Annotated in this window: 18 protein-coding genes; 10 read left to right on the top strand and 8 right to left on the bottom strand. The window is 72.9% G+C overall.

Annotated elements, in window-relative coordinates; genetic code table 11:
• The first annotated feature begins 9 nt into the window (after nucleotides 1–9).
• Nucleotides 10–1044: an adenosine deaminase gene (gene add / locus ACFQ46_RS21725; RefSeq protein WP_380261979.1), complete on the top strand. Its 1035-nt coding sequence runs from the start codon at nucleotides 10–12 to the stop codon at nucleotides 1042–1044.
• A 13-nt stretch (nucleotides 1045–1057) separates the two neighbouring features.
• Here add and ACFQ46_RS21730 read toward each other — a convergent pair whose 3' ends face one another.
• The 3 genes from ACFQ46_RS21730 to ACFQ46_RS21740 form a co-directional block, all read right to left on the bottom strand.
• Nucleotides 1058–2260: a fumarylacetoacetate hydrolase family protein gene (locus ACFQ46_RS21730; RefSeq protein WP_380261981.1), complete on the bottom strand. Its 1203-nt coding sequence runs from the start codon at nucleotides 2258–2260 to the stop codon at nucleotides 1058–1060.
• A 114-nt stretch (nucleotides 2261–2374) separates the two neighbouring features.
• Nucleotides 2375–3061, bottom strand: coding sequence for an SDR family oxidoreductase (locus tag ACFQ46_RS21735; RefSeq protein WP_380261983.1), 687 nt, complete (start codon nucleotides 3059–3061; stop codon nucleotides 2375–2377).
• Complete coding sequence (locus tag ACFQ46_RS21740) at nucleotides 3058–4458, bottom strand: MFS transporter (RefSeq protein ID WP_380261985.1); 1401 nt, start codon at nucleotides 4456–4458, stop codon at nucleotides 3058–3060. Before ACFQ46_RS21740 ends, ACFQ46_RS21735 begins: the two co-directional genes overlap by 4 nt.
• Nucleotides 4459–4535: 77 nt before the next feature.
• On the opposite strand from ACFQ46_RS21740, the gene ACFQ46_RS21745 reads away from it, so the two are divergent.
• Genes ACFQ46_RS21745 through ACFQ46_RS21760 form a run of 4 tightly spaced genes read left to right on the top strand, consistent with a single transcriptional unit; the run spans nucleotide 4536 to nucleotide 8582 of the window.
• A complete protein-coding gene (locus tag ACFQ46_RS21745) occupies nucleotides 4536–5126 on the top strand; it encodes a TetR/AcrR family transcriptional regulator (protein WP_380261987.1) in 591 nt (196 codons plus the stop codon).
• Between the two features lie 17 nt (nucleotides 5127–5143).
• Nucleotides 5144–6319 (top strand): M20 family metallopeptidase, encoded by a 1176-nt coding sequence (locus ACFQ46_RS21750; RefSeq protein ID WP_380261989.1) that lies wholly within the window; start codon nucleotides 5144–5146, stop codon nucleotides 6317–6319.
• A 41-nt stretch (nucleotides 6320–6360) separates the two neighbouring features.
• On the top strand, nucleotides 6361–7650 hold the full coding sequence (locus ACFQ46_RS21755) for a glycoside hydrolase family 32 protein (protein ID WP_380261991.1): 1290 nt from the start codon (nucleotides 6361–6363) through the stop codon (nucleotides 7648–7650).
• The gene (locus ACFQ46_RS21760) at nucleotides 7647–8582 is read left to right on the top strand and encodes an alpha/beta hydrolase (protein ID WP_380261993.1); all 936 of its coding nucleotides are present in this window, start codon (nucleotides 7647–7649) and stop codon (nucleotides 8580–8582) included. The genes ACFQ46_RS21755 and ACFQ46_RS21760 overlap by 4 nt, the downstream gene beginning before the upstream one ends.
• On the opposite strand, the gene ACFQ46_RS21765 is transcribed toward ACFQ46_RS21760, so the two are convergent.
• The gene (locus ACFQ46_RS21765) at nucleotides 8554–9084 is read right to left on the bottom strand and encodes a GNAT family N-acetyltransferase (RefSeq protein WP_380261995.1); all 531 of its coding nucleotides are present in this window, start codon (nucleotides 9082–9084) and stop codon (nucleotides 8554–8556) included. The two genes, ACFQ46_RS21760 and ACFQ46_RS21765, sit on opposite strands and share 29 nt — an antisense overlap.
• A 177-nt stretch (nucleotides 9085–9261) precedes the next feature.
• Here ACFQ46_RS21765 and thrS point away from each other — a divergent pair, with 177 nt between their 5' ends.
• Nucleotides 9262–10464 (top strand): threonine--tRNA ligase, encoded by a 1203-nt coding sequence (thrS, locus tag ACFQ46_RS21770; RefSeq protein WP_380261997.1) that lies wholly within the window; start codon nucleotides 9262–9264, stop codon nucleotides 10462–10464.
• Here the strand turns inward: thrS and ACFQ46_RS21775 are convergent.
• Both ACFQ46_RS21775 and ACFQ46_RS21780 read right to left on the bottom strand, forming a co-directional pair.
• Nucleotides 10461–12752, bottom strand: coding sequence for a putative bifunctional diguanylate cyclase/phosphodiesterase (locus ACFQ46_RS21775; RefSeq protein ID WP_380261999.1), 2292 nt, complete (start codon nucleotides 12750–12752; stop codon nucleotides 10461–10463). The two genes, thrS and ACFQ46_RS21775, sit on opposite strands and share 4 nt — an antisense overlap.
• 94 nt (nucleotides 12753–12846) lie before the next feature.
• Nucleotides 12847–14145 (bottom strand): MFS transporter, encoded by a 1299-nt coding sequence (locus ACFQ46_RS21780; protein ID WP_380262001.1) that lies wholly within the window; start codon nucleotides 14143–14145, stop codon nucleotides 12847–12849.
• Nucleotides 14146–14287: 142 nt separating this feature from the next.
• On the opposite strand from ACFQ46_RS21780, the gene ACFQ46_RS21785 reads away from it, so the two are divergent.
• Together ACFQ46_RS21785 and ACFQ46_RS21790 are read left to right on the top strand one after the other, a co-directional pair.
• The gene (locus tag ACFQ46_RS21785; RefSeq protein WP_380262003.1) at nucleotides 14288–15181 is read left to right on the top strand and encodes a LysR family transcriptional regulator; all 894 of its coding nucleotides are present in this window, start codon (nucleotides 14288–14290) and stop codon (nucleotides 15179–15181) included.
• Between the two features lie 63 nt (nucleotides 15182–15244).
• Nucleotides 15245–17338, top strand: coding sequence for a SpoIIE family protein phosphatase (locus ACFQ46_RS21790; RefSeq protein ID WP_380262005.1), 2094 nt, complete (start codon nucleotides 15245–15247; stop codon nucleotides 17336–17338).
• Nucleotides 17339–17354: 16 nt separating this feature from the next.
• Here ACFQ46_RS21790 and ACFQ46_RS21795 read toward each other — a convergent pair whose 3' ends face one another.
• Nucleotides 17355–18578, bottom strand: a complete 1224-nt coding sequence (locus ACFQ46_RS21795) for a hypothetical protein (RefSeq protein ID WP_380262007.1) — start codon at nucleotides 18576–18578, stop codon at nucleotides 17355–17357.
• Between the two features lie 44 nt (nucleotides 18579–18622).
• Nucleotides 18623–19591 carry a hypothetical protein gene (locus tag ACFQ46_RS21800; RefSeq protein WP_380262009.1) on the bottom strand — a complete coding sequence of 323 codons (969 nt, stop codon included), beginning with the start codon at nucleotides 19589–19591 and terminating at the stop codon, nucleotides 18623–18625.
• 177 nt (nucleotides 19592–19768) lie between these two features.
• On the opposite strand from ACFQ46_RS21800, the gene ACFQ46_RS21805 reads away from it, so the two are divergent.
• Nucleotides 19769–21601: an ABC transporter ATP-binding protein gene (locus ACFQ46_RS21805; RefSeq protein ID WP_380262011.1), complete on the top strand. Its 1833-nt coding sequence runs from the start codon at nucleotides 19769–19771 to the stop codon at nucleotides 21599–21601.
• Nucleotides 21598–23361, top strand: a complete 1764-nt coding sequence (locus tag ACFQ46_RS21810) for an ABC transporter ATP-binding protein (RefSeq protein ID WP_380262013.1) — start codon at nucleotides 21598–21600, stop codon at nucleotides 23359–23361. The genes ACFQ46_RS21805 and ACFQ46_RS21810 overlap by 4 nt, the downstream gene beginning before the upstream one ends.
• Nucleotides 23362–23822: the final 461 nt, after the last annotated feature.

Raw genomic sequence — 23822 nt, forward strand, 5'->3', positions numbered from 1 at the left:
ATGACGGCCATGAACGACGTCGCGGACCACGCCGCCTTCACCGCCCGACTCCCCAAGGTCGAGCTGCACCTGCACCTCGAGGGGACGCTGGAACCCGACCTCAAGCTCGAACTCGCCCGTCGCAACGGGATCGACATCGGGCAGCAGAGCGTGGAGGAGGTCCGCGCGACCTACGTCTTCGACTCCCTCGCCTCGTTCCTCGGCGTGTACTACCCGGCGATGGACGTCCTGGTGACCCGGGCCGACTTCCGCGACCTGGCGATGGCGTACTTCCGCAAGGCGGCCTCGCAGAACGTCCGGCACGCGGAGGTGTTCTTCGACCCGCAGGTGCACGTGGCCCGTGGGGTGGCCTTCGAGGACGTCGTCCTCGGCTACCACGACGCCGTGCTCGAGGCGGAGCGCGAGTTCGGGCTCAGTGCGGGCCTGATCCTCTGCATCGTGCGGGACCTGCCGCTGGAGAGCGCGGAGGCCACGATCGAGGCGGCGATGGGTTTCCGTGGGCAGATCGTCGGGATCGGTCTGGACTCCGACGAACGCGGCAACCCGCCCGCGAAGTTCGCGGACCTCTTCGCGAAGGCCCGCGCGGCCGGGTTCAGGCTCACCGCGCACTGCGACATCGACCAGGAGAACACCACGGAGCACCTGCGCCAGGTGATCGAGGACATCGGGGTCGACCGCATCGACCACGGCACGAACGTCGTCGAGGACCCGCGCCTGCTCGCCCTGGTGACCGAGCGCGGGATCGGGTTGACCTGCTGCCCGATCTCGAACTCGTTCGTCACCGACGACTCCAAGGCCCCCGTCATCGCCGACCTGCTGCGCCGCGGGGTGAAGGTGACGGTGAACTCCGACGACCCCGCCTACTTCGGCGGCTACGTCACCGAGAACCTCATCGCCCTCACCCGCGCGGCGGCCCTCGACTTCGACGACCTCATCCAGCTGCAGCGCAACGCGATCGAGGTCTCCTGGGCGAGCGACGAGGTCCGCGAGGGGTTCCTGGCGGAACTCGACGCCTACGAGGTCCTCGCCGCCCCCGACCTCTGAGCGCGCGCACCGCTCAGCCCGCGGCCCCGGGGGCGCCCAGGAGGCCGCGGGCGGCCAGGTTGTGCATGAGCTCACGGATGCCGAAGGTCCAGTCGGGGGCGTTCTCCGCGGTGTCCACCGTGTTGACCAGGGTGCCGAGGGCGGGCGAGCTGATCGTCACGACGTCGCCCGGAGCGTGCGTGAACCCCTGGCCCGGTGCGTCCCGGTCCTCGGTGGGAGCGAACATCGTCCCGGTGAAGAGGACGAACCCGTCGGGGTAGCGGTGGTGGGGGCCCCAGGCGTGGGCGAGCAGTTCCTCCGGTGCCCGGCTGATCTCGCTCACGGAGTTGACGCCGTTCAGGGTGTAGCCGTCCCGCCCGCGCACGGTGAGCTGCACGTCCTGGGCGACGGCGTCGGCCAGGGTGAAGTCCTCGTCGAAGAGCCGCAGGAACGGCCCGATCGCGCACGAGGCGTTGTTGTCCTTGGCCTCGGTCAGGAGCAGGGCGCTGCGGCCCTCGAAGTCCCGGAGGTTGACGTCGTTGCCGAGGGTGGCGGCGACGGCCCGCCCCCGCGAGGACGCGACCAGGACGAGTTCCGGCTCCGGGTTGTTCCAGGTCGAGCGGGCCAGCACGCCGATCGTCGCCCCGGTGCCGACGGCGGAGAGGACCGGTGCCTTGGTGAAGATCTCCGGGTCCGGCCCGATCCCGACCTCCAGGTACTGCGACCAGAGGCCCTCCGCGCGGAGCACCTGCTTCACCCGCTCGGCTTCGGGGGATCCCGGCCGCACCGAGGAGATCGCCCCGCCGATGACCTCGGCGAGGCGGTCACGCACCTCGCGGGCCAGGGTGGCGTCGCCGGCCGCCCGCTCCTCGACGACCCGTTCGAGCATGCTCGAGACGAAGGTCACCCCGGCCGCCTTGAGGACCTGGAGGTCCACCGGGGCCAGCAGGTGCGGTCGGTCGCGGTGGCCGGCCGTGGTCGCGGCCAGCAGGTCGTCGACGGGCCAGCTCCGTCCCGCCGGTGCCGCCCGGACGAGCTCGACGACGTCCTCGCGGTCGAGCAGTTCGCTGACCGTGCTCACGACCGCGGTGATGTCGTGGGCCCGACCGCCGCGCACGACGACCACGCACGGGCCGGCCACGTCCGGGTCGTGGAGGCGTCCGACGAGGACGGCGCGATCGGCGTCGGCGGGCAGGACGGCTCCGGCGGCCGGGAGGTCGGGGGTGGGACGTGACACGGGGACAGCTCCTCGTCGGGCGACGGTGCGGGAACACGGGGGCCCCAGGGTCGCGCGCGGACTCCGGGGCGCGTCCAGCGGGCCTGCCCGGGGCGCCCGACGAGGAGGTCCCGCTCAGAGCACCAGGGCGGCCGGATCGCCGGACAACAGGCTCTTCACCTGCCGCGACACTTCGTCGGCCAGGACCTCGGTCGCGTCGCGCTCGATCCCGTCGAGCGCGGCGCGGGCGACGTCGCGCGGGTCGTTCTTGGGGACGTCGAGGTGGGCGGTCATGTCCGTGTCGGTGTAGCCCAGGTGCAACCCGGTCACCAGGGTCCCCTGCGGAGCGAGCAGCGCCCGCAGCCCGTTGGTCACCCCCCAGGCGGCGGCCTTGCTGGCCTCGTAACCCGAACCGGTCGTGGCCCAGGACAGCACCGAGTGCACGTCCAGCAGGGCGCCGCCACCGTTCGCGGCGAGGACGGGGGCGAACGCGCGGGCCACGTGGAGCACCCCGAAGACGTTCGTCTCGAACTCCCGGCGGATGTCCGCCAGGGGTGAGGTGAGCAGGTCCGAGCCGGTCGCGAGCCCCGCGTTGTTCACCACCAGGTCGACGTCGGTCGCGGTCCGGGCGAACGCGGCCACGGCGTCGGCGTCGTCCACGTCGAGCGCGACGGTCTCGACCCGGGGGTCGTCGTGCGAGGCGCTGCCGCGCGAGGTGGCGTACACCTTCCGCGCACCGCGGGCGAGGAGTTCGGCGGTGAACGCGGCGCCGAGGCCACGCAGTCCGCCGGTGACGAGTGCGGTGGTTCCGTCGATCTTCACGCTGGGATCCCTTCGGGGGTTTCGATCGCTGTGGTGGTCGAGGCCCGCGGTGCGCGCAACAGCACCGCGGTGGCGAGGAGGGTCAGGAGGAGGACGCCTGCGGCGACGAGCAACCCGTCGTGCACGGCGGAGGTGAGGGCGAGCGGCGCGGCGTCACCGTCGGCGAGGTGGCCGGCGAGGCGGTTCGTGACGACGGTCCCGAGGACGCTCCCCCCGAGGGCGCCGCCGACCTGGCGGACGGTGGTCACGGCGGACCCCGCCATCCCGGTCCGCTCGGCCGGGACGCTGCCGACGACGAGCGCCGTGGTCGGGGCGATGAGCAGGCCGAGGCCGGAACCGACGAGGACGAACCCGACGGCGGTCGACGCGTAGGCGCTCCCCGGTCCGGTCTGGTGCAGGACGAGGGTCCCGACGACCGTGGCGAACAGTCCGAGGAGGACGACCGGCCGGATCCCGGCACGCCGGACGGCGAGCGCCGCCAGCGAGCTGGCCACGACGTAGGCGGCCATCAGCGGGAGCAGTCGGACCCCGGAGGCGAGGGCGGACAGCCCTTGCGCCCGTTGCATCTCCAGCGTCGTCAGCAACCCCAGCCCGGTGAAGGTGAAGAGGGCCACGGCCGAGACGAGCAGGGCTCCGACGGTGCGCGGCGCGGCGAAGGCCGCCAGGTCCACGACCGGTCGGGCGACGACCCGTTCGACGAGGACGAAACCCGCCCCGGCCGCGACGGCCAGGACGAACCCGAGGACGGGCACCGGGGACCCGAACCCGGAGCGGCCACCTTCGACGACGCCGACGACGAGGGCCGCCACGGCGAGGGTCGCGAGCGCGGTCCCCGGGAGGTCGATCCCGCGACCGGCCACCCGGGTGTTCGGGACGACGAAGGGGGCGGCGGCGAGGACGAGCACCGCCACGACGACGTCGACGAGGAACACGGCGTGCCAGCTGAACGCGGACAGCAGGAGGCCGGCGGCGATCGGCCCGACGGCCAGGCCGATCCCGGAGCAGGCGGCCCAGACCCCCACGGCCGAGGCGCGGCGGCGCGGGTCGGTGAAGGCACCGGAGACGATCGCGAGGCTGTTGGGGACGATCAGCGCGGCCCCCGCCCCCATGACCACCTCGCCGACGATGAGCACCGTGGCACTGCCGGCCGAGGCGGTGAGGACGGCTCCTGCCCCGAGCACCGCGGTCCCGGCGAGGAGGACGGTCCGGCGCCCGAAGAGGTCGCCGAGCGCGCCCGAGGACAGCACGAACGCGGCGAGGGCCAGGGCGTAGGCGCTGCTGGTCCACACGAGTTCCACCGGCCCGAGCCCCAGGTCGGAGGTGATCGAGGAGAGCGCGGTGAGGGTGGCCGTGATGGTCAGGAAGCTCATCGTCATGCCGAGGCAGGCGACCGCCACCGTCCACCACGGATTGCGGTCCCTCGCGCTATGACGACTGTCATATCTCATGGGGACGTTGTAGCATGACGACTGTCATGGACACAACGACGAAGACCGCCACGGCGCGGGAGCGGATGGTCGCCAGCGCCCGCGAACTCATCCAGGAACGCGGCGTGCACGGCGTCGGGCTGCGCGACGTCGTCGCCCACGCCGGCGCCCCCCGCGGTTCCCTGCAGCACTACTTCCCCGGCGGCAAGGACCAGCTGGTCGCCGAGGCGCTGACCCAGGCCGACTCCGCGAGCCGGCGCACCGTCCGCGCCGCCCGCGCGGAAGGCGCCGACCCGGTCACGACGGTGCGCAGGATCCTCGCGAGCTGGCGCGACCTGCTGGTGGCGGAGGACTTCCGGCGCGGCTGCCCGTTCGCCGCGACGACCGTCGACACCTCGGTCGCGAACCCCGCGCTGCGGGCCGTGGTCTCGGAGTACGCGGGCGCCTGGCACGACGACCTCGCCGCCGTCCTCGAGAACGGCGGCCTGGCCGCCGCCCGTGCCGCCACCCTGGCCACCCTCGTCCAGGCCTCCCTGCAGGGGGCGCTGATCCTGGCCCGCGGCCACCGCTCGACGGCTCCGCTCGACGAGGTGGAGACCGAACTCACGAGCCTGCTGGAGGCGCTGCTCCCCGGCTGAGCGGCAGGATGGGCCGGGTGACGTCCTCCGCGACCTGGCCGCTGACCGTCCCCGCCGCCGACCTGACCGCCTGGGTGCACGGGCACCGCGACGAGATGCTGGCGGAACTGCGCGCCTACGTGGAGATCGAGACCCCCTCCGACGACCGGTCCGCCCTCGAGCGCGGGCTCGCCTTCGTCGAGGCGTGGATCACCGGCCACCTCGGTGAACCCTCCGCCCGGACCGTGCAGGACGGCGGGGAGCACGGCGACACCGTCGTGCTGGACCTGCCCGGCGACCTACCCGGCGCGCCCGTCGCGGTGCTGGCCCACTACGACACGGTCTGGCCGGTCGGAACCCTGGCGGGGATGCCGTTCTCCGTCGAGGACGACGTCCTGCGCGGCCCCGGGGTGTTCGACATGAAGTCCGGTCTCGTGCAGCTCGTCTGGGGGCTGAAGGCGTTGCAGCACTTCGGGGTTCCGCGACGCACCGTGCGCCTGCTGCTCAACGGCGACGAGGAGGTCGGTTCGCCGGTGGCCCGCACGGTCATCGAGGACGTCGCCCGTTCCGCCGCCGAGGTCCTGGTCCTCGAGGCCAGCGGGCCGGGGGGTGCCGTGAAGACGGCCCGCAAGGGGGTCGGCCTCTTCCAGGTCCACCTCACCGGCGTCGAGGCGCACGCCGGCCTCGACCCGACCGCCGGGGCGAGCGCGGTCCTGGCGTTGGCCCGGATCGTCCCGCAGGTCCACGCCGCGACCGACCTCGACGCCGGGACCTCGCTCAACGTCGGGGTCGTCACGGGGGGCAGCCGCCCCAACGTCACCCCCGGCACGGCCTGGGCGAGCCTCGACGTCCGGGTCACCGACCCGGCAGAGCAGACGCGCGTCGACGGCGTCCTCGCGAACCTCGACACCGGTGACGAGCGGGTGAGCTACGAACTGACCGGGAGGTGGAACCGTCCCGTGATGGTCCGCACGGAGGGGACCGCCGCGCTCTACGAACGCGCCCGCGACGTGGCCGCCGGGTTCGGGATCGACCTCGCCGAGATCGCGGTCGGTGGGGCCAGCGACGGCAACTTCGCCTCTGCCGCAGGGGCTGCCGTGCTCGACGGCCTCGGCGCGGTCGGCGGTGGTGCGCACGCCCGGTCCGAGCACGCCACGGTGTCGGGGTTGCTGGAACGCACGGCGCTGCTCGCCGCCGTTATCGCCACCGCCTGACCGCTGGTTCCTCTCCCCGAGGCGACGGGTAGCTTCGCGGCGTGGACTTCCGCCCGCACGTGCACTTCACCGCCGAGGACACGTGGCTGAACGACCCGAACGGGCTGCTCTTCCACGACGGCCGCTGGCACCTGTTCTTCCAGAACAACCCCGAGGGGCCGGACTGGGGGAACATGTCCTGGGGTCACGCCTCCTCCGCGGACCTCGTGCACTGGGACCGGCTGCCGCTGGCGATCCCGCACGAGGGTCCCGAGGCGATCTTCTCGGGCAGCGCGGTGGTCGACGGGTCGCGGATCGCGGCGATCTACACCAGCGCCCACGACGACGGGAGGCAGGCGCAGTCGCTCGCCTGGAGCAGCGACGGCGTGACGTTCGCGAAGGACCCGTGCAACCCCGTCCTGGACCGCGCGTCGACGGGTTTCCGCGACCCCAAGGTGTTCCGGTACGACGACCACTGGGTGATGGTCGCCGTCGAGGCGGACGAACGCGTCGTCGTGCTGTACCGCTCCGAGGACCTCCTCGACTGGGAGTTCCTGAGCAGTTTCGACGACGGCACGACCACCGGGATCTGGGAGTGCCCCGACCTGTTCCCGCTCCCCCTGGACGGTGACGACTCCGAGGCCCCGGACGACGTCCGCTGGGTGCTGCTGCTCAGCGTCAACGGCCCCGACGGGCCGGACGTCGTGTACCGCGTCGGTTCCTTCGACGGGGTCCACCTCGACGTCGGCCCACCGCGGAGCCTGGACGCCGGCCCGGACGTCTACGCCGCCGCGACCTGGACCGACGCACCCGACGGCCGCCGGGTCCTGCTCGGCTGGATGGCCAATCCCGACTACGCGGGCTCGACCCCCACCACCCCGTGGCGGGGCGCGATGACGCTGCCCCGTGAACTGTCGCTGCGCACCGTCGACGGATCGCCGACCCTGTGGCAACGGGTTCCGGAGGAGGTCACCGGACGACTCGTCCACGAGGTCGGGGAACTCCCCGGCACCGACTGCGTCGTGGTCTGCCGGTTCGCGGGCGACGCCTCCTGGGAGTTCAGCGCGGGCGAGAACGTCCTCCGCGTCGCCGTCGAGGGGCACGAACTCGTGGTGGACCGGCGGACCTCCGGGCTCGTCGACTTCCACCCGTTCTTCCCCCGCGTCACCCGCTCCCCGCTGCCGCCGGGCACCGAGGCGCTCGAGGTCCACCTCGACCGCTGTTCGGTCGAGGTGTTCGCCGGTGGCACCTCGAGCACCCACCTGGTCTTCCCGACGGAGCCCTACCGCACGGTCACGGGCACCGCCGGGTTCCACGTCCTCGCCCCCACCCCTCAGGAGGAAACACCGTGAGCACGCTCCACCTGGTCGACCCCGAACTCCGCGACATCCTCGACCTGCTGCCGGCCCGGAACTTCACCGTCGAGGAACTCCCCGCGGTGCGCGCCGCGGCGGCGCAGCTGCCCCTGCCGGAGCTCCCGCCGGGACTCACCGTCGACGAGGTCCGGGTCCCGCGCGACGGCGCCCCCGACGTCCGGGTCCTGGTGACCCGGCCCACCGCACTACCCGCGGGCGCCCCGGCGTTGGTGTGGATCCACGGCGGTGGCTACGTCGTGGGCAGCGCCGACGCCGACCAGCTGAACGCCGCCCAGCTCGCCCTCGGCGTCGGGATGGTCGTCGTCTCGGTCGACTACGGACTGGCCCCGGAGAACCCGCACCCCGGGCCGGTCGAGGACTGCTACGCCGCGCTGCGCTGGCTGCACGAGAACGCCGACGACCTCGGGGTCGACCGCAGCCGGATCGCCATCGGGGGCGGCAGCGCCGGCGGCGGGCTGGCCGCGGCGCTCGGCCTGCTCGCGCGCGACCGGGGCGAGGTTCCCGTCGCGTTCCAGTACCTCGTCTTCCCCATGATCGACGACCGGACGGTCACCCGGGAGGCGAACCCGACCACGGGGGAGTTCGTCTGGACCCGCGCCTCGAACGCGTTCGGCTGGCGCGCACTGCTGGGCGCGGAACCCGGCAGCGACGGGGTCTCCCCCTATGCGGCGGCCGCCCGCGCCGAGGAACTGACCGGGCTCCCACCGACGTTCCTCGAGGTCGGCAGCCTCGACCTCTTCCTCGACGAGGACGTCGAGTTCGCGCTGCGCCTCGTCCGGGCCGGGGTCCCGACGGAACTCCACGTCTACCCCGGCGCGTTCCACGGCTACCAGATGGTGGCGACCTCGACCGTCGCCCGGACCTCCGCAGAACTCGGCGTCAACGCCCTGCGCCGGGCCCTGGGCTGAGTTCCCGGTCGACGTAGGCGATCCGCACCACGCCGTCGCTGGCGTCCACCCGAGGCCCCTCCGGGCGCAGCCCGAGGCGGTGCGCGACCCGGCGCGAGGGTTCGTTGGTCTCCAGGACCCAGGCCACGACGACGGTCTCGGGTTCGGCGGCGTGGGCGGCGTCCAGCCCGGCCCGGCCCAGCGCCACGGCGAAACCCCTCCGCTGGTGGGGGACGGCGATGCGGTACGACAGGTTCCACATCCCGGTCCGGTGCTTCTGGACCCCGCCGACGCCGACGAGTTCCCCCGTGGCGTCCAGGCGCACCGACCAGTAGCTCAACCCGTCGCTGGACCACCGGGCCGCCGCCCGCTCCAGCCAGGAGCGGGTCGTCGCGGGTTCGACGTGGCGACCCGACGGGTCGAACCACCAGCCCGCGGGGTCGGACATGATCGGGAACAGCTCGTCCGCGTCGGCGGGGTCCGCCGGGTCGAAGCGCAGCACCGGAAACCCCTCGACGTCCACCACCACATCGTGGCACCCTCGGACTCGTGAAGTTCAGTCCGTCCGACACGACGACGCCGGTGCACCTCCGGCGTCGCGGACAGCGCTGAGCTGATCCGACTTTCCGAGCCCCGGGGGACCTCCCCGGGGCTCTCCTCGTGCCACCGGCAGGTTCCCCTCCACCCTGAGGAGAACCCCTTGTCCCGTGACCACTCGGTCCTCGGCCGCGAACTCGACCTCTTCGACACCTCCCCCCTCGTCGGGCCCGGCCTGCCGCTGTGGCTGCCCGACGGCGGTGTCGTCCGCGGAGAACTCGAACGCTTCGCCCTGGAACTCTCGCTGCGCAGCGGCTGCCGGCGGGTCCACACCCCCGTCCTCGCGAAGCGCGCACTCTTCGAACGCTCGGGGCACTGGCAGAAGTTCGCCGCCGACATGTTCCCGCCGGTGCGGGTCGGCGACGAGGACTTCGTCCTGCGACCGGCGAACTGCCCGCACCACACCCAGGTCTACGCCGCCCGCCCGCACAGCTACCGCGACCTGCCGGTCCGCTACGCCGAGCTCGGGTCGATGTTCCGCAGCGAACTCTCCGGCGTCCTCGTCGGGCTGCGCCGCGTGCGCCAGATCAGCCTCGACGACGCCCACGTCTTCTGCCGACCCGACCAGGTCGTCGCCGAGGTGCGGACCGCCCTGGACGCGATCCAGGAGGCCTACGCCGTGCTGGGTCTGGAGATCCGCCGGCTGCGCCTGTCCGTGCGCGGGCCCGGTAGCGGCCACCTCGGCGACGACGGTCTGTGGCAGCGGGCCGAGGACCAACTGCGCGAGGCCCTCGGCGACGCCGAGTACGAGATCGGCGTCGGCGAGGCCGCGTTCTACGGCCCGAAGATCGACGTGCAGGTCGCCGACGCGGCCGGTCGCGAGGAGACCCTCTCGACCGTCCAGGTCGACCACGTCCAGCCGGAGCGGTTCGACCTGCACTACGTCGGCGAGGACGGCCGGAAGCACCGTCCCGTGATGGTTCACCGCGCTCTGCTGAGCTCCATGGAGCGCCTCGTGGCGATGCTGCTCGAACGTGACGAGGGCCGGCTCCCGTTCTGGCTCGCACCCGTCCAGCTCCGGCTGCTGCCCGTCAGCGGTGACCGGCACGGCGAGCACGCCCGCGCCCTGGCCGCCCGGTTCGCGGGGGTGCGGGTCGACGTGGTCGACGAGGGCCCGCTGCCCCGCCGGATCCGGGACGCCCGCGCCCGGCGCGTGCCCGTCGTCGCGGTCGTCGGCGACGCCGAGGTCGCGGCGGACACCCTCGCCATCGGCCGTCCGGCCGTCCGGGTGCCGCTCGCGCGGGTGCAGGCCCGGCTGGCGGAGGCGGTGCGGCACCGGGAGGCCGGGCGGATCCGGTTCGACTAGGGCCGGGGGTCCAGGGTGACCTGCGCGCGGCGCTCGTCGCACCACCGCTCGAACTGGGCGGCCGGGACGGCGGGACTGTGCAGGTAGCCCTGCACGAGGTCGCAGCCGAGGCGCGCGAGTTCGCGGAGGGTGTCGACGTCCTCCACACCCTCCGCGACGACCCGCGCCCCGAGCCGGTGCGCGAGCTCGATGGTCGAGACGATGACGGCCTCGGCGCGCGGGTCGGTGCCGATCCCCGTCACGAAGCTGCGGTCGAGCTTGACCTCGTCGAACTCGCGCTGGCGGAAGTACCCGAGCGAGGAGTAGCCCGTCCCGAAGTCGTCGATGCTCAGCGACAACCCCATCTCGGAGAACTCCCGCAGCACCGCGAGGCTCACCCCGGAACCCTCCATCGCGACCGTCTCGGTGATCTCGAGCGCCAGGGCCGTGGTCGGCGCGCCGTGGGCCTGCAGGACCCGGGCGACCCGGGCGGGCAGGTCGACGTCCCCGAGGTTCGTGGCGGAGAGGTTGACGGCGACCCGCACCGCACGGCCGTCGCGGTGCCAGGTCGCCGCGACGCGGACGGCCTCGTCGATGACCCAGGCGGTGAGGGCGTGCATGAGCCCGTGCCGTTCCACCAGACCGAGGAACGTCAGCGGAGGCAGGAGTCCGTGGTCGGGGTGCTGCCAGCGCACGAGGGCCTCGGCCCCCTCGACCTCGCCGTCGTCGGTGCGCACCTGCGGCTGGAAGTGCAGCAGCAGCGCCCCGGCCCGCAGCCGGTCGTCCGCGTCGGCCTCGGTGTCGAGGTCGAGGCAGATCCGCAGCTGCTCGACGAGGAGCAGTTCTCCGGAGAGTCCGCCGGAGGTCGCGGCGGAGTGGACCTCCACCCGGTCACCGTGCCGCTTGGCGGCGATGAGCACGAGGTCGGCGACGTGCAGGAGTTCGGCCGCGGTCCCGGCGTGACCGGGGTGGGCGGCGACCCCCACGCTGCACCCGACGTGGATGCGCTGACCGTCGAAGGAGTACGTGCCGCTGACGCGGGAGTGCGCGGCCCGGACCGCTTCCGTGGCGGTCGCGAGGTCACAGGGCAGCAGGACGGCGAGCTCGTCGCCACCCAGCCGGGCGACCACCGCCTCGGACGGCAGCGCGGAACGCAACCGGGCGACGACCTGGCACAGCAGGTCGTCGCCGGCCGCGTGACCCAGCGACTCGTTGACGGCCTTGAACCGGTCGAGGTCGAAGAGGGCGAGGACGAGGTCCCCGCCCTCCCCGACCCGCCGGTCGGCCTCCTCCAGCAGCGCCCGCCGGTTCGGGGCACCGGTGAGGTCGTCGACGAGCGCGGCGCGTCGGAAGCGCTCCAGGTCCAGCAGGTCCCGCTGCCCGGCGACGAAGAGCCCGATGCCGCCGGCGAGCGCCACGAGGGCGAGGCCGGCGGTGAGGGGGTCGGGACGGCCGATCGCGACGGCGAAGAGCAGCAGCGCGGCCCCGGGGACCGTGACGAGCGGGACGACCTGCAGGGTCCGGCCGTCGCGGTGGGTGGTGCGGACGGGGCGCGCCGGCATCCAGGCGGTGATCGCGACGGCGAGGAGACCACCGACCCAGGCGACGTCGAACCCGATCCCGAAGGTCGGGGCGGTTCCGCCGCTGGCCAGCAGCACGGCGGAGTAGCCGATGTCGCCGGCGTCGAAGACGGCGAGCCCGCCGGCCAGGACCCACCAGCGGCGGTCGCTGCCGCTGGTGGCGGCGACGACGACGGCGCAGACGGCGAGGATCAGGTCCCCCGACGGCAGGTACAGCCACCACCCGGCGTCGAAGGCGGGGATCCCGGTGAGGGCGGCGAGCGGGGCGGCGACGAAGCGGGTCACCAGACCGGCGAGCAGGACGAGCACGGTCACGACCTCGAGGGCGTACCCGCGACGCTGCACCCGGTGCGGCCAGAGCAGCCGCCCGACGGCCCGCAGCCAGAACACGTACCCGACGACGTAGCCGGCCTCGAGGGCGGTGAGGGCGACGTCGCTGCCGTTGACGGTGTCGAGGACGTCGACGGCGATCTCGGTGGCGGTGTAGATCGACCAGCCGACGGCGAACTCCCGCCAGGCCCGTGCCTCGCCGTCGGCGATCCGGGTCCGCATCCACATCCCGGCGACGGCGAGGAGTTCGACCGCGGACCCGAGCCAGGTGTCCAGGGCTCGTCCGGCGTCGTGGACGAGCAGGGTCAGCAGCGCGTAGGCGATCCAGCCGAGCACCGCGACGGTGAGGACGCACCGGGGCGCACTCCACCTCGAGATCGGCGTGGAGCGGAGCGACACCCTGGGTGTATCGGGATCTTCGTGGCCGCCTTGAGCGCGGGGACGGTCTTCCGCTGCACTCGCACGACCACCACGGCGGAAGGCCCGCCCGGGGTCACCCGGCGAGCGCCGCCGCGGACTCCCGACGACGGGCGAGGACGGGCTGCGCGGCCAGGACACCGGCCATCGCGACGGCGACGGCCAGCGGGACGAGTCCGCAGACGGCCATCCCGGCGCGGACCCCGACGTGCTCGGTGATCCAGCCGACGATCGGTCCGCCGATGGGGGTGCCGCCCATGAAGACGAGGACGTAGAGACCCATGACGCGGCCGCGGTACTCCTGGTCGACCCAGAGCTGGACGGAGGAGTTCGCGATGGCCTGGAAGGCGAGGTTGGTGACGCCCATGACGACGAGCACCACCATGAACGTCGCGAGGTTCGGGGCGAACGCGGCGAGGGTCTGGGCGGCGCCGAACGCCGCTCCGAGCAGGAGGATCAACCGCAGCCGGGAGTGGCTGCGTCCGCCGGCGATCAGCGCTCCGGCGATGGATCCCACGGCCAGGACGATGTTGAAGGTGCCGTAGAGCCCGGCGCCGGCGTGGAAGGTCTCCGAGGCCATCGCGGTGAGGACGACCGGGAAGTTCAGGCCGAAGGTGCCGAAGACGCCGACGAGGGCGATGGTCCAGCCGACGTGCGGTCGGTCGGCGACGTAGCGCAGGGCCGAGCGCAGCTGCCCCTTGGCGCGCGGCAGTGCGATGACCGGGCGCAGCTCGGCGGTGTTCATGCTGGCGAGGGTGATCGTCGGGCCGACGTAGAGCAGGGCGTTGACGGCGAAGGCCCAGCCGGATCCGACGGTGCCGATGAGGACGCTCGACACGGCGGGGCCGACGAGGCGGGTCGTCTGGAAGACCGCCGCGTTGAGCGCGACCGCGTTGCGGATGTGCTCCGCGGGAACGACTTCGCCGACGAAGGCCTGCCGGGTGGGGTTGTCGAGGGCGATGACGAACCCGGTGACGACGGCCAGGGCGTAGATGGCCCCGACGGTGATGTTCCCGCTGATCGTGAGCACGGCCAGCGTGGTCGCGATGCTCGCGCTGCACAGCTGGGTGATGAGCAGGATGTTCCGCTTGGGGTAGCGGTCGGCGATCATCCCGCCGTACATCCCGAAGACGAGGATGGGCAGGAAGGTCAGCGCCATCGTGATGCCGACGGCGGCCGGGGAGTGCGTGAGTTCCAGCGTGAGCCAGTCGAGGGCGATGTTCTGGACCCAGACGCCGGTGTTGGCGAAGGCCTGCCCCGTGGCGTAGATCCGGAAGTTGCGGACGCGCAGGGCGGCGAACGTCGCTCGGCCCCTGGACTCTCGTGCGGTGGTTCCGGTGGGATCTGCAGTTGCCTCGGCGGCTGCCGGTGTCACGACCTGAGTACCTCTCGAACTGACCATCTGGTTCCGACCACTGTGCGTCACCATCATCGGCCGACACAGCGCTATGCTGCAGCCCGGTTGACGGCTTATCAGTCATCACGTGTCGTGATGACCCGCGACGGGGCGGAGGACCATGACCGCAGGCCAGGTGCCCACGGGGACGTTCGAGCCGGTTCAGCTGCGCACGTTCCTCGCTGTGGCGCAGACGCACTCGTTCACCCAGGCCGCGGCCCGGCTGGGGGTCCGCCAGTCGACGGTCAGCCAGCACGTCCGCAAGCTGGAGGACTCCGTCGGCCGTCACCTCGTCCACCGCGACACCCACTCCGTCACGCTGACCCCCGACGGTGAGGCGATGATCGGGTTCGCCCGCTCCATCCTGGCCTCCCACGAACAGGCCGCGGCGTACTTCACGGGGGCCCGGCCGGTGGGTCGGCTGCGGATCGGGATGTCCGACGACCTCGCCCTGACCCGGTTGCCGCACATCCTGCGCGACTTCCGGACGGAGAACCCGCGCGTCGACCTGGAACTCACCGTCGACCAGTCCGGAACCCTGCACCGCCGCCTCGAGAACGACCGGCTCGACATCTTCATCGGCAAGCGACCACCCCGTTCCGGGGAGGGGAAGCTCGTCCGGCGCGAGCGGCTGGTCTGGGTCGGCAACCCCCAGACCCGCCTCGACCTGAGCCAGCCGGTGCCCCTGGCGGTCTACCCCTCCCCCTCGCTGAGCGGCGCCGCGATGCACGAGGCGCTGGACCGCGTCGGCATCGGCTACCGCTCGGCCTGCGTCTGCCGCGGGGTCAACGGCCTCATCGCGGCCGTGGCCGCCGGCATCGGGGTCTCCTGCCTGGCCAGTTCGCTGGTGCCCGTGCAGCTCGTGACCCTCGGCCCCCAGCACAAGCTGCCGGAACTGGGCCAGATCGACCTCGTGCTGCTCACGAACCCCAAGACCCAGGACCGTCCCGCCTCACGGGCGCTGGCGGCCGCCGTCCTCTCCGGCGGACCCTCCAGCCTCGCCCCTCCCGCCTGACCCCCCGACACGATCGCCACCGACCGACGCGAGAAGCACAGCCGGGGTGGGTACGGTGCCGAGGTGCTCCACGGCCTGCACGCCTACCTCCGGGCGATCAACGCTCACGAGACGGCGGGCGATCTGCGCGGCCTGCTGCGCACCGCGTCGCGGGCGGGGCGCCAGGCCCTGAGCGCCGACCACTGCGTCGTCTGGTTCGCGGGGGCGTCCCCCCACCCTCCGCTCTACCTCGTCGACGGTGACGCCTTCCTCGAGGTCGCCGACCCGCCCTTCGCGGCCGAGGCGGCGGCCGCGTCCGTCGCCCGGTGCGACGGCACCACGCTGCCGGGCATCGCCGAGGTCCCTGCGCACGTCGTCGTCGCGCCGCTCTCGACGTCCTCGACCCGGGGCGCGGTCGTCCTCACCCGCACCGACCCGTTCACCGCGGACGAGGAAGCGGCCGCGGGCATCGTCGCGTCGGCACTGGGGATGGCGCTGGAGGCGACGCTGCTCCGCGCCGCGGAACGGTTCGCCGCCGCCACCGCCACCCGCTCGACCCTGCTGGAACGCGTCACCGGGTTGCTGCAGACGAGCGCGACGGCCGTGGAGATCACCCAGCGCATCCCGGCCGCGGTCATCGAGGTCCTCGACTGCCGCTCCTCCTGGGTCTACGTGCTCGAGGGCGAGGAACTGCGCGGTGACGGCATGCCGCCGCTGCCGCCGGAGCACGACCGGCTCCGCCGGGTGCCGCGCTCGTCGGACAACCCGATCTCCGAAGCCGTCCGCACGGGCGCACCGGTCGTCGTGAGCGGGGACGACATCGCTCGCTACCGGGACCTGGCCGGGGTCGAGCCGGAGCAGATCGGCGTCACGCTCGTCGTCCCGCTGGCGGGGCGGGAGAAGGTCCTGGGCGCGTTGAGCGTCGGCTGGGGCGACCGCTCCCCCCTCGAGCACGCCGACCTCGAGCTGTTCGCCGCCGTCGCCTCCCAGGTGGCGGTGGCCCTGGAGCGGGCGCAGCTGCTCGACGCGGAACGGTCCTCGCGCGCGCAGTTGGCGACGTCGCACGAGGCGCTCGCCACCCTGGCCCGTGACCTGCAACGCGGTCTGCTGCCGACGTGGTTGCCCCAGCAGGAGGGCCTGCAGGTCGCGGCGCGCTACGCCCCGGCGCTGGCCGGCTCCGAGATCGGCGGCGACTGGTACGACGCCGTGCAGACCGGCCACGACGTCGCCCTCATCATCGGCGACGTGCAGGGGCACAGCACCCGCGCGGCCGGGCTCATGGGTCAGGTGCGGACGGCGGTGCGCGCCTACGTCAGCGAGGGCCACGACCCCTCGACGGTCCTGCGACGCACGAACCGGCTGCTGCTGGAACTCGGCGCGGAACTGTTCGCGACGTGCTGCCTGGCGCGCCTGGACACGTCGACGGGCCTCCTCTCCGTCGCGACGGCGGGCCACCCACCGCCCCTCGTCGTCGACGAGTCCGGGTACCGCGAGATCGACGTCGACCCCGGTCCCCCGCTCGGGGTCCTGGCAGATGCGGAGTACCCGGTGACCCGGTACCGCCTGCTGGGCCGCAGCGCTCTGGTGATGCACACCGACGGGGTGGTGGAGGTCCTCGGCGAGGGTTCCGAGGTCGGCGAGGCGACCCTGCGGGACACGCTGCGCACGACGTTGCGGGAGGAGCCCGACCAACCCGCGGAACGGCTCGCCTCCACCATCATGGCCGCGATCCCGCACGCCCTGACGGACGACGCCGCCATGCTGGTCGCGACGTTCACGGGCACGGACTCGGGCCGGCTCGACGCCTCCCTCTGGTTGCCCCCGGACATCCGCGCGGTCGCCTCGGCGCGGGAGTTCCTCCGCGACCGGCTCCTCGCCTGGTCCACCGACGAACTCCTCGACGAGGCGGAACTCGTGCTCTCCGAACTCGTCACCAACGCCCTCGTGCACACCGGCGGCGGTGCCGGTCTCTCGTTGCGCTTCGACGGTGCCGCACGCCGGCTCACGATCTCGGTGCACGACTCCTCGCCCCGCCACCCCCAGGAACGCACGGCCGGGCCGGACGCCCTGGGCGGCAGGGGACTCGGGATCGTGGAAGCCGTCGCCGACGCCTGGGGAGTTCTCGTCGGGGACGACGGGAAGACCATCTGGGCCGAACTCGCCGTCGAGGCGGACTGAACCGCGACCCCGGCGACTACCGTCCGCCGAGGATGTTCCGGATCTGCTGCACCTGGTCGTCGCCGACCCCGAGCTGACCCATGACGTTCTCGAGCCAGTGCGGTTCCCCGTCGCCGAACAGGTCGCCGAGCGGGTCCTCGTCGCCGTCCTCCTCGGCTGCGGCGGCCGCGAGGGCCGGCCAGTACCCGCGGGCGACGGTCCAGGGGGCGGACTCGCTGAGGATGCCGAACACGGCGAGGTCGGAGAGGCGTTCCCGCAGTTCCTCCACCGCGACCCCCGCGGCGGGCCCCAGCACGTCGGCGTTGACGACGAGCTCGTCGAGGGCCGCGTCGTCGAAGGGGTTCCCGGCCACGGCCGAGGCGAGCACCGTCGGCATCACGGCCTCGGTGATCGAGAACCCGCCGTCGAGGGTTCCGGGGTCGTCCAGGACGAACCGGCCCACCAGCAGGCGGCGGAGTTCACGCGGTTCCGGCGTCGGGTCGAGCCACTCCTGCGCCTCCGCCCCGGGGACGAGCAGCGTCTCGTCGTCGCCGTCGAGCAGGTCCAGGTCGATCATCGTGAGGACGACCTGGCGCAACCACGGGACGTCCTCGAGGTCCTGCGGTTCACCGTCCTGGTCGGCGGTGATGGGGATGGGGTTCTCGAAGAGGGCCAGGACCGCCGTGACGGAGTCCGGCGCGAGTTCCGCGTCGTCGGGCACGACGAGGCCCTCACCGACGTGGGCCAGGACGGCCTGCGCCGCGCGGACCGGGAAGGAGGCCAGGACCGTCGCGTCCTCCTCGCCCTCGTCGACGCCCTCCGCCGCCGCCGCGAACACCTCCGCCAGCTCCGGCGGTTCACCGGCCAGCAGGGTCAGGCTGGTCTCGAGGTCGCCCTGGGACCCGGTCCAGCGCCCGGTCTCGCCGAGGAAGGCGAGGAACTGGTACCAGATGGCCTCCAGGTCCTCCTGCATCTCCGCGGGTTCCGGGGTGCCGCTGTCGGAGACCATCGCTGGGATCACCTGGGCGGTGAGGGCCTCGACGTCGACGGGGGTGAGCCGGGAGATCACGGCCCCGGACCGGACGGTCAACAGACCACCCGCCCCGACGGTCAGCGCCTCGGCGACGGCCGCGGCGCCCACCTCCTCGTCGACCTCGACGTTCTCCTCGAGCCACGCGACGAAGTCGCCGCGCAGGTCGCCCAGCGCGCGCTGGCCGAGCTCGTAGGACTCACTGACGGGGGGCCGGTCTGCAGCTGCCACCGCACCAGGGTGTCATCCCGCGCGGGTGCGGACCACCACCGAGGTCACCCCGCCGCCGCCAGCACGGGCCGCCGCAGCTCCCCGTCGAGCACTCCCTCGTCCACGAGCCGGGACAGCGCGACGTGCACGGCGTGCTGCAACCCTCGGGCGATGCGCCACGGCCGGGCGGCAGGCACGACGCCGGCCCGCACGAGCCCGGCCAGAGCTCCCGCCGACACGGCGGCCTCCAGCCGTCGGCCGCCCTCGGCGACGTCCGCCGGGCTCTCCGACGTCGCCAGGGCGAGCGTCCGCGCATGGTCGTCGTCCAGGGTCCGCACCACGCGCACGACCTCGGCCACCACCAGTCGCCGCCGCGCGCAGGCGGCGTCCACCTCCTGCGGGGAGTCCCAGGACGGCCACCGCGGACCGCGACGACCGTCCTCCCGCACGAAGCCCAGGTCCTCGAGCTGGGCCCGCAGCCGGGGTGTGCCCGGTGTGCGTCGCCGCAGGACGTCCTCGGCCTCCCGGACCAGCCGGGTCCGCTGCAGCTGCGCCAGTTCCACCGGGAACGAGGTCCGCACCGTGTGGCCTCCGGTCGCGAGCAGCTCACCCCGTTCCGTGCGCAGCCGGCGCAGCAGTGCGTCGTGGACCGTCGCCGCAGTCCCCCGATCGCCCTCCCACAGCCCGGACTCGACGAGGAACCGCAGGTAGTCCAGCCACGACCGGCACGTCGCCCGCACCTCGGCCACCGACTCGAGCCCCCACCACTCGGCCGCACGACGGGACTGCGCGACGAGCAGTTCGACGTCGCCCGGGACGAGCGTCGTCAGCACCCGGTCCGGATGCCGGTCACCCCGTCGGCGCGCCAGGTCGCGACGGGAGGTGCGCAGCACCTGCAGACGCACCGCGAGGTCCCCGACCCCGACGTGCTGCGACGTCCCGTGCGTCGTCAGCCACTCCGCGAACGCCCGCTCCACCCGGTGGACCGCGTGGTCCCCGGACGGGCTCGGGGTCGGCCCCAGGTGTCTGCTCACGGTGCTCCTCCGTTCGACGGAGACTCACGTTAGGCGAACACCGGGACCGACCCCGAGAGTTGTCCACAGGCCACTCAGGCCGGACGGACCCGGTCCTGACCGGGTACCCGGTCGGAGAACGCGGAGTCGGCCCGCGACTGAGACGCGCTGCAGACCCTCCTGTGAAAGGGTTTACCAGTGAGCGGCACCTTCATCATCGGCGTGAAGACACTGGCCCGGGGCGTCCGGGAAGAGCCGCGACCCTTCCGCATCGCCATCGTCGGCTCGCTCATCTACGGCATCGGCAACGCGGCCTCGGGATGGATGATCGGGCGCGTCACCAACCGGATCGTCGTCCCCGCCCTCACCGGGAGCGCCTCGATCAGCGCCGGTGACGTGTGGTTGGCCGGCGCGACCCTGATGGCGATCACGGTGGTGCTGGTCGGCGGCGTCCTGCTGCGCCGCATCTTCGGTGGTGCCTTCACCTACGCCCTGCAGGCCCGCTACCGACGCCTGCTGTCCCGTCGCTACCTCGACCTCCCGCTGGCCTGGCACCACGCCCACCCCGCCGGACGACTGCTCGCAACCGCCGGTTCGGACGTCGAGGCCATGTGGCAGGCGACCCTCGTGCTGCCCTTCGCCCTGGGGACCGCCGTCCTCATCCTCTTCGCGGGGATCGCGATGGTCTCGGCCGACCCCGTTCTCGCGGCGGTGGGTCTCATCGTGGTTCCGGCGCTGGTGATCGCGAACATCGCCTACCAGCGCCGGATGTCCCCGCTCGTCGTCCGGGTGCAGCACCTGCGGGGTGAGGTGTCGACGACCGCCCACGAAAGTTTCGAGGGCGCCCTCGTCGTGAAGACCCTCGGCCTGGCCGACGACGAGGTCGACCGCTTCCGCGTGGACGCCGAACGCCTGCGCGACGCCAACGTCGCCGCCGGCCGGACCCGAGGCGCCTTCGACCCCATCATCGAAGCCCTCCCCTCGCTCGGGACCCTGATGGTCCTGGTGCTGGGAACGGTGCGGGTAGCGGCTGGAACCACGACCGTCGGCGACCTGGTCCAGATCGCCTACCTGCTGGGCCTGCTCGCCTTCCCTGTCCGCTCCTTCGGTTGGCTGCTCGCCGACCTCCCCCGCACGGTCGCCGGCGACGCGCGGGTGCAGGACGTCCTCCAGTCGGACGAGACGACCCCGTGGGGTTCTCAACCCGTCGACGCGGGTGGCCCGTTGACCGTCTCAACGACGGACCTCTCCTACCGCCACCCCGCGCCGGCGGTGGACCCGCTCGCCGAGGAACCCGCGAAACCCCACCCGGCCCCCGTGCCCGTCCTCTCGGACGTGACCCTCGACGTCACCGCGGGCACGACGGTCGCGATCGTCGGCGGCACGGGCGCGGGGAAGTCGACGCTGGCTGGTCTCCTCGTGCGGCTGGTCGACCCGACGACCGGTCACGTGCTGCTCGACGGGGTCGACGTGCGCGAGCTCGCCGAGGGTGCGATCGCCGGGGCCGCCTCGCTCGTCCCCCAGTCGACGTTCGTCTTCGACGACACCATCCGCGGCAACGTGGCCCTCGGCCTCGACGTCACCGACGACGAGGTGTGGCAGGCCCTGGAACTCGCGCAGGCCGAGGGCTTCGTGAAGTCGTTGCCGCTGGGCCTGGACGAACTCGTCGGCGAACGAGGCTCGACGTTGTCCGGTGGCCAGCGCCAACGACTCGCCCTCGCGCGCGCTCTGGTGCGGCGCCCCCGGCTCCTCGTCCTCGACGACGCGACCAGCGCCCTCGACCCGACCGTGGAGCGAGCCGTGCTCGACGGTCTGGAACGGACAGGGATCGGGACGACGGTCGTCGTCGTGGCCTACCGCCCCGCGACGATCGCTCTGGCCGACGAGGTGGTGCACCTGGAACACGGCCGGGTCGTCGACCGAGGGCCCGCCGCCGAGGTGGAGGCTCGCGACGCGGGCTACCGGGAACTGGTGACGGCCTACGCACGAGCAGCCGCGGCGCGCGCCGCCGCTGAGGAGGAGGTCGCGTGAGCACCGCAACGACCGTCGAGCGCGGGGTCATCGCCCGGGCGAAGGAACTCACGCCGGAGTTCGCGGAGGGCCTCGGGGTGACCCTCGCGATCGCCGCGGCGACCACGCTGGGGAAGCTGACCGTCCCCATCGCGGTGCAACAGACGATCGACACCGGCGTCGAGGCCGGCGGTGGCCCGGACGTCGGGCACGTCGTCCTCCTCTGCGCGCTGGCGGCGCTCGTGCTGCTGGTGACCTCGGGAACCGCGTGGCTCGTCAACGTCCGGTTGTTCCAGGCCACCGAGGCCGGCCTCGCGAGCCTGCGGGTGCGGGCCTTCCGCCACGTCCACGACCTCGCCGTCCTGACCCAGAGCGGCGAACGACGCGGGTCCCTGGTGAGCCGCGTGACCAGCGACGTCGACACCATCTCGACATTCCTGCAGACGGGCATGCTCGTCCTCGTGCTGTCCGCCGGCCAGGTGCTGCTCGCGACGGCGCTGATGTTCTTCTACTCGTGGCAGTTGGCGCTGGTGGTCATCGGCTGCTTCGTCCCGCTCGTCCTGGCCCGGCAACGACTGCAGCGCCCTGTGTCCCGCGCCTACCAGGCGGTTCGGGCCCGCATGGGCGAACTGCTCGCCGCCATCTCGGAGACCGTCGTAGGCGCCGACGTGATCCGCGCCCACGCGGCGTCGGACCGTTCGTGGCGCCGCATCGACGGCGCGATCGAAGCCCACCGCCAGCAGGCGGTGAAGGCTCAGACCGCGACGGCGGTGACGTTCACCGCAGGTGTCTTCGTGTCCGGTCTCGTCAGCGCCCTCGTCATCGTCCTCGGAACTCTGCTCGGGCTGGCCGGGAACATCACCCTCGGCAAGATGCTGGCGTTCCTGTTCCTGGCCCAGTTGTGGGTGGGCCCCGTCCAGGCCGCGACGGAGGTTCTCAACGAGCTCCAGAACGCGCTCGCCGGCTGGCGTCGCGTGGTCGACCTCATCGACACCCCAGTGACCGTGCCGGAGCCCGCGACACCGCGGACGCTGCCCACCGGCCCCGTCGACGTGCGCGTGGACGACGTCGCCTACTCCTACCCGGGGACCGACAAGGTCGTCCTCGCCGGGGTGTCCCTGCACTTCCCCGCCGGGTCCCGGACCGCGATCGTCGGCGAGACCGGTTCCGGCAAGACGACGCTGTCACGCCTCATCACCCGGTTGGTCGACCCCACGTCCGGGACGGTGCTGCTGAACGGCGTCGACGCCCGGGACCTACCGTCGCGGGAGCTGCACCACCGCGTGGTGGCCGTCCCGCAGGAAGGTTTCCTCTTCGACGCGACCGTCGGCGAGAACGTGCGTCGCGGACGCCCCGGCTCCACCGAGGACGACGTGCGTGCTGCGTTCGTCGACCTGGGCCTCGGCGGCTGGCTCGACGGCCTACCCGAAGGTCTCGACACCCCCGTCGGCCAACGGGGAGAACGACTCTCGGCCGGGGAACGTCAGCTCGTCGCCCTCGCCCGCGCCCACCTCGCCGACCCCGACCTGCTCGTGCTGGACGAGGCCACGTCGTCGGTGGACCCCGCGACGGAGGTCCGGCTGCAGCGGGCTCTCGAAGGAGTTCTCAGTGGCCGGACGTCCGTCGCCATCGCCCACCGGCTGTCGACGGCGGAAGCCGCGGACACCGTGGTGGTCGTCGACGCCGGTCGTGTCGTCGAGGTCGGCTCAGCGGCAGAGCTCGCCCACGCCGGCGGTCCCTACTCGCGTCTGCACGCCTCGTGGACCTCACAGAACGCCTGATCACGCGACCACGGCGCCGTCGTCAGCGGTCAGGATTGGGGATGCGGTGGTTCGCCGACGTCGCGGAACCCATGGGTGGCGATGTCTTTCGATGATGAACGTGACGGGTTCGGGGGCCTACGTCGCTGATGTTGACCAGGAGGGCTCATCGTCCAAGTAAGCGCAGCACCTCAAACCGCCACAACCGCGACGTCCGCCCAAGCGTGCCGCCTCCAGCATGGAGCCACATTAGAAGGTGCTGCGCACCCATCGCGCGACGGTGCAACCTGCCGCCGACTGTCGCCGATCCAAGGTGTGGGACATCGAGCGCAGGTCTTGCTAGGCAAGCCAGGATTCGAGGTTGACTGGCGTGCTGAACGCTCCCCGCCGCGACGTTGTGGAAGGGGCAACCCACTGAACCGGGCCCGGAAATACGTGTGGGGAGCAGCCCCCCGAAAAGGGCTACTCCCCACACGATCCCA

The sequence above is a fragment of the Kineococcus sp. GCM10028916 genome (assembly GCF_042674865.1).
Lineage (GTDB): Bacteria > Actinomycetota > Actinomycetes > Actinomycetales > Kineococcaceae > Kineococcus.

Bases quoted from the DNA above. Each gene is read 5' to 3' on its own strand.
- ACFQ46_RS21785 (WP_380262003.1), top strand. From the start codon at position 14,288: ATGACCGCAGGCCAGGTGCCCACGGGGACGTTCGAGCCGGTTCAGCTG.
- add (WP_380261979.1), top strand. From the start codon at position 10: ATGAACGACGTCGCGGACCACGCCGCCTTCACCGCCCGACTCCCCAAG.
- ACFQ46_RS21745 (WP_380261987.1), top strand. From the start codon at position 4,536: ATGGACACAACGACGAAGACCGCCACGGCGCGGGAGCGGATGGTCGCC.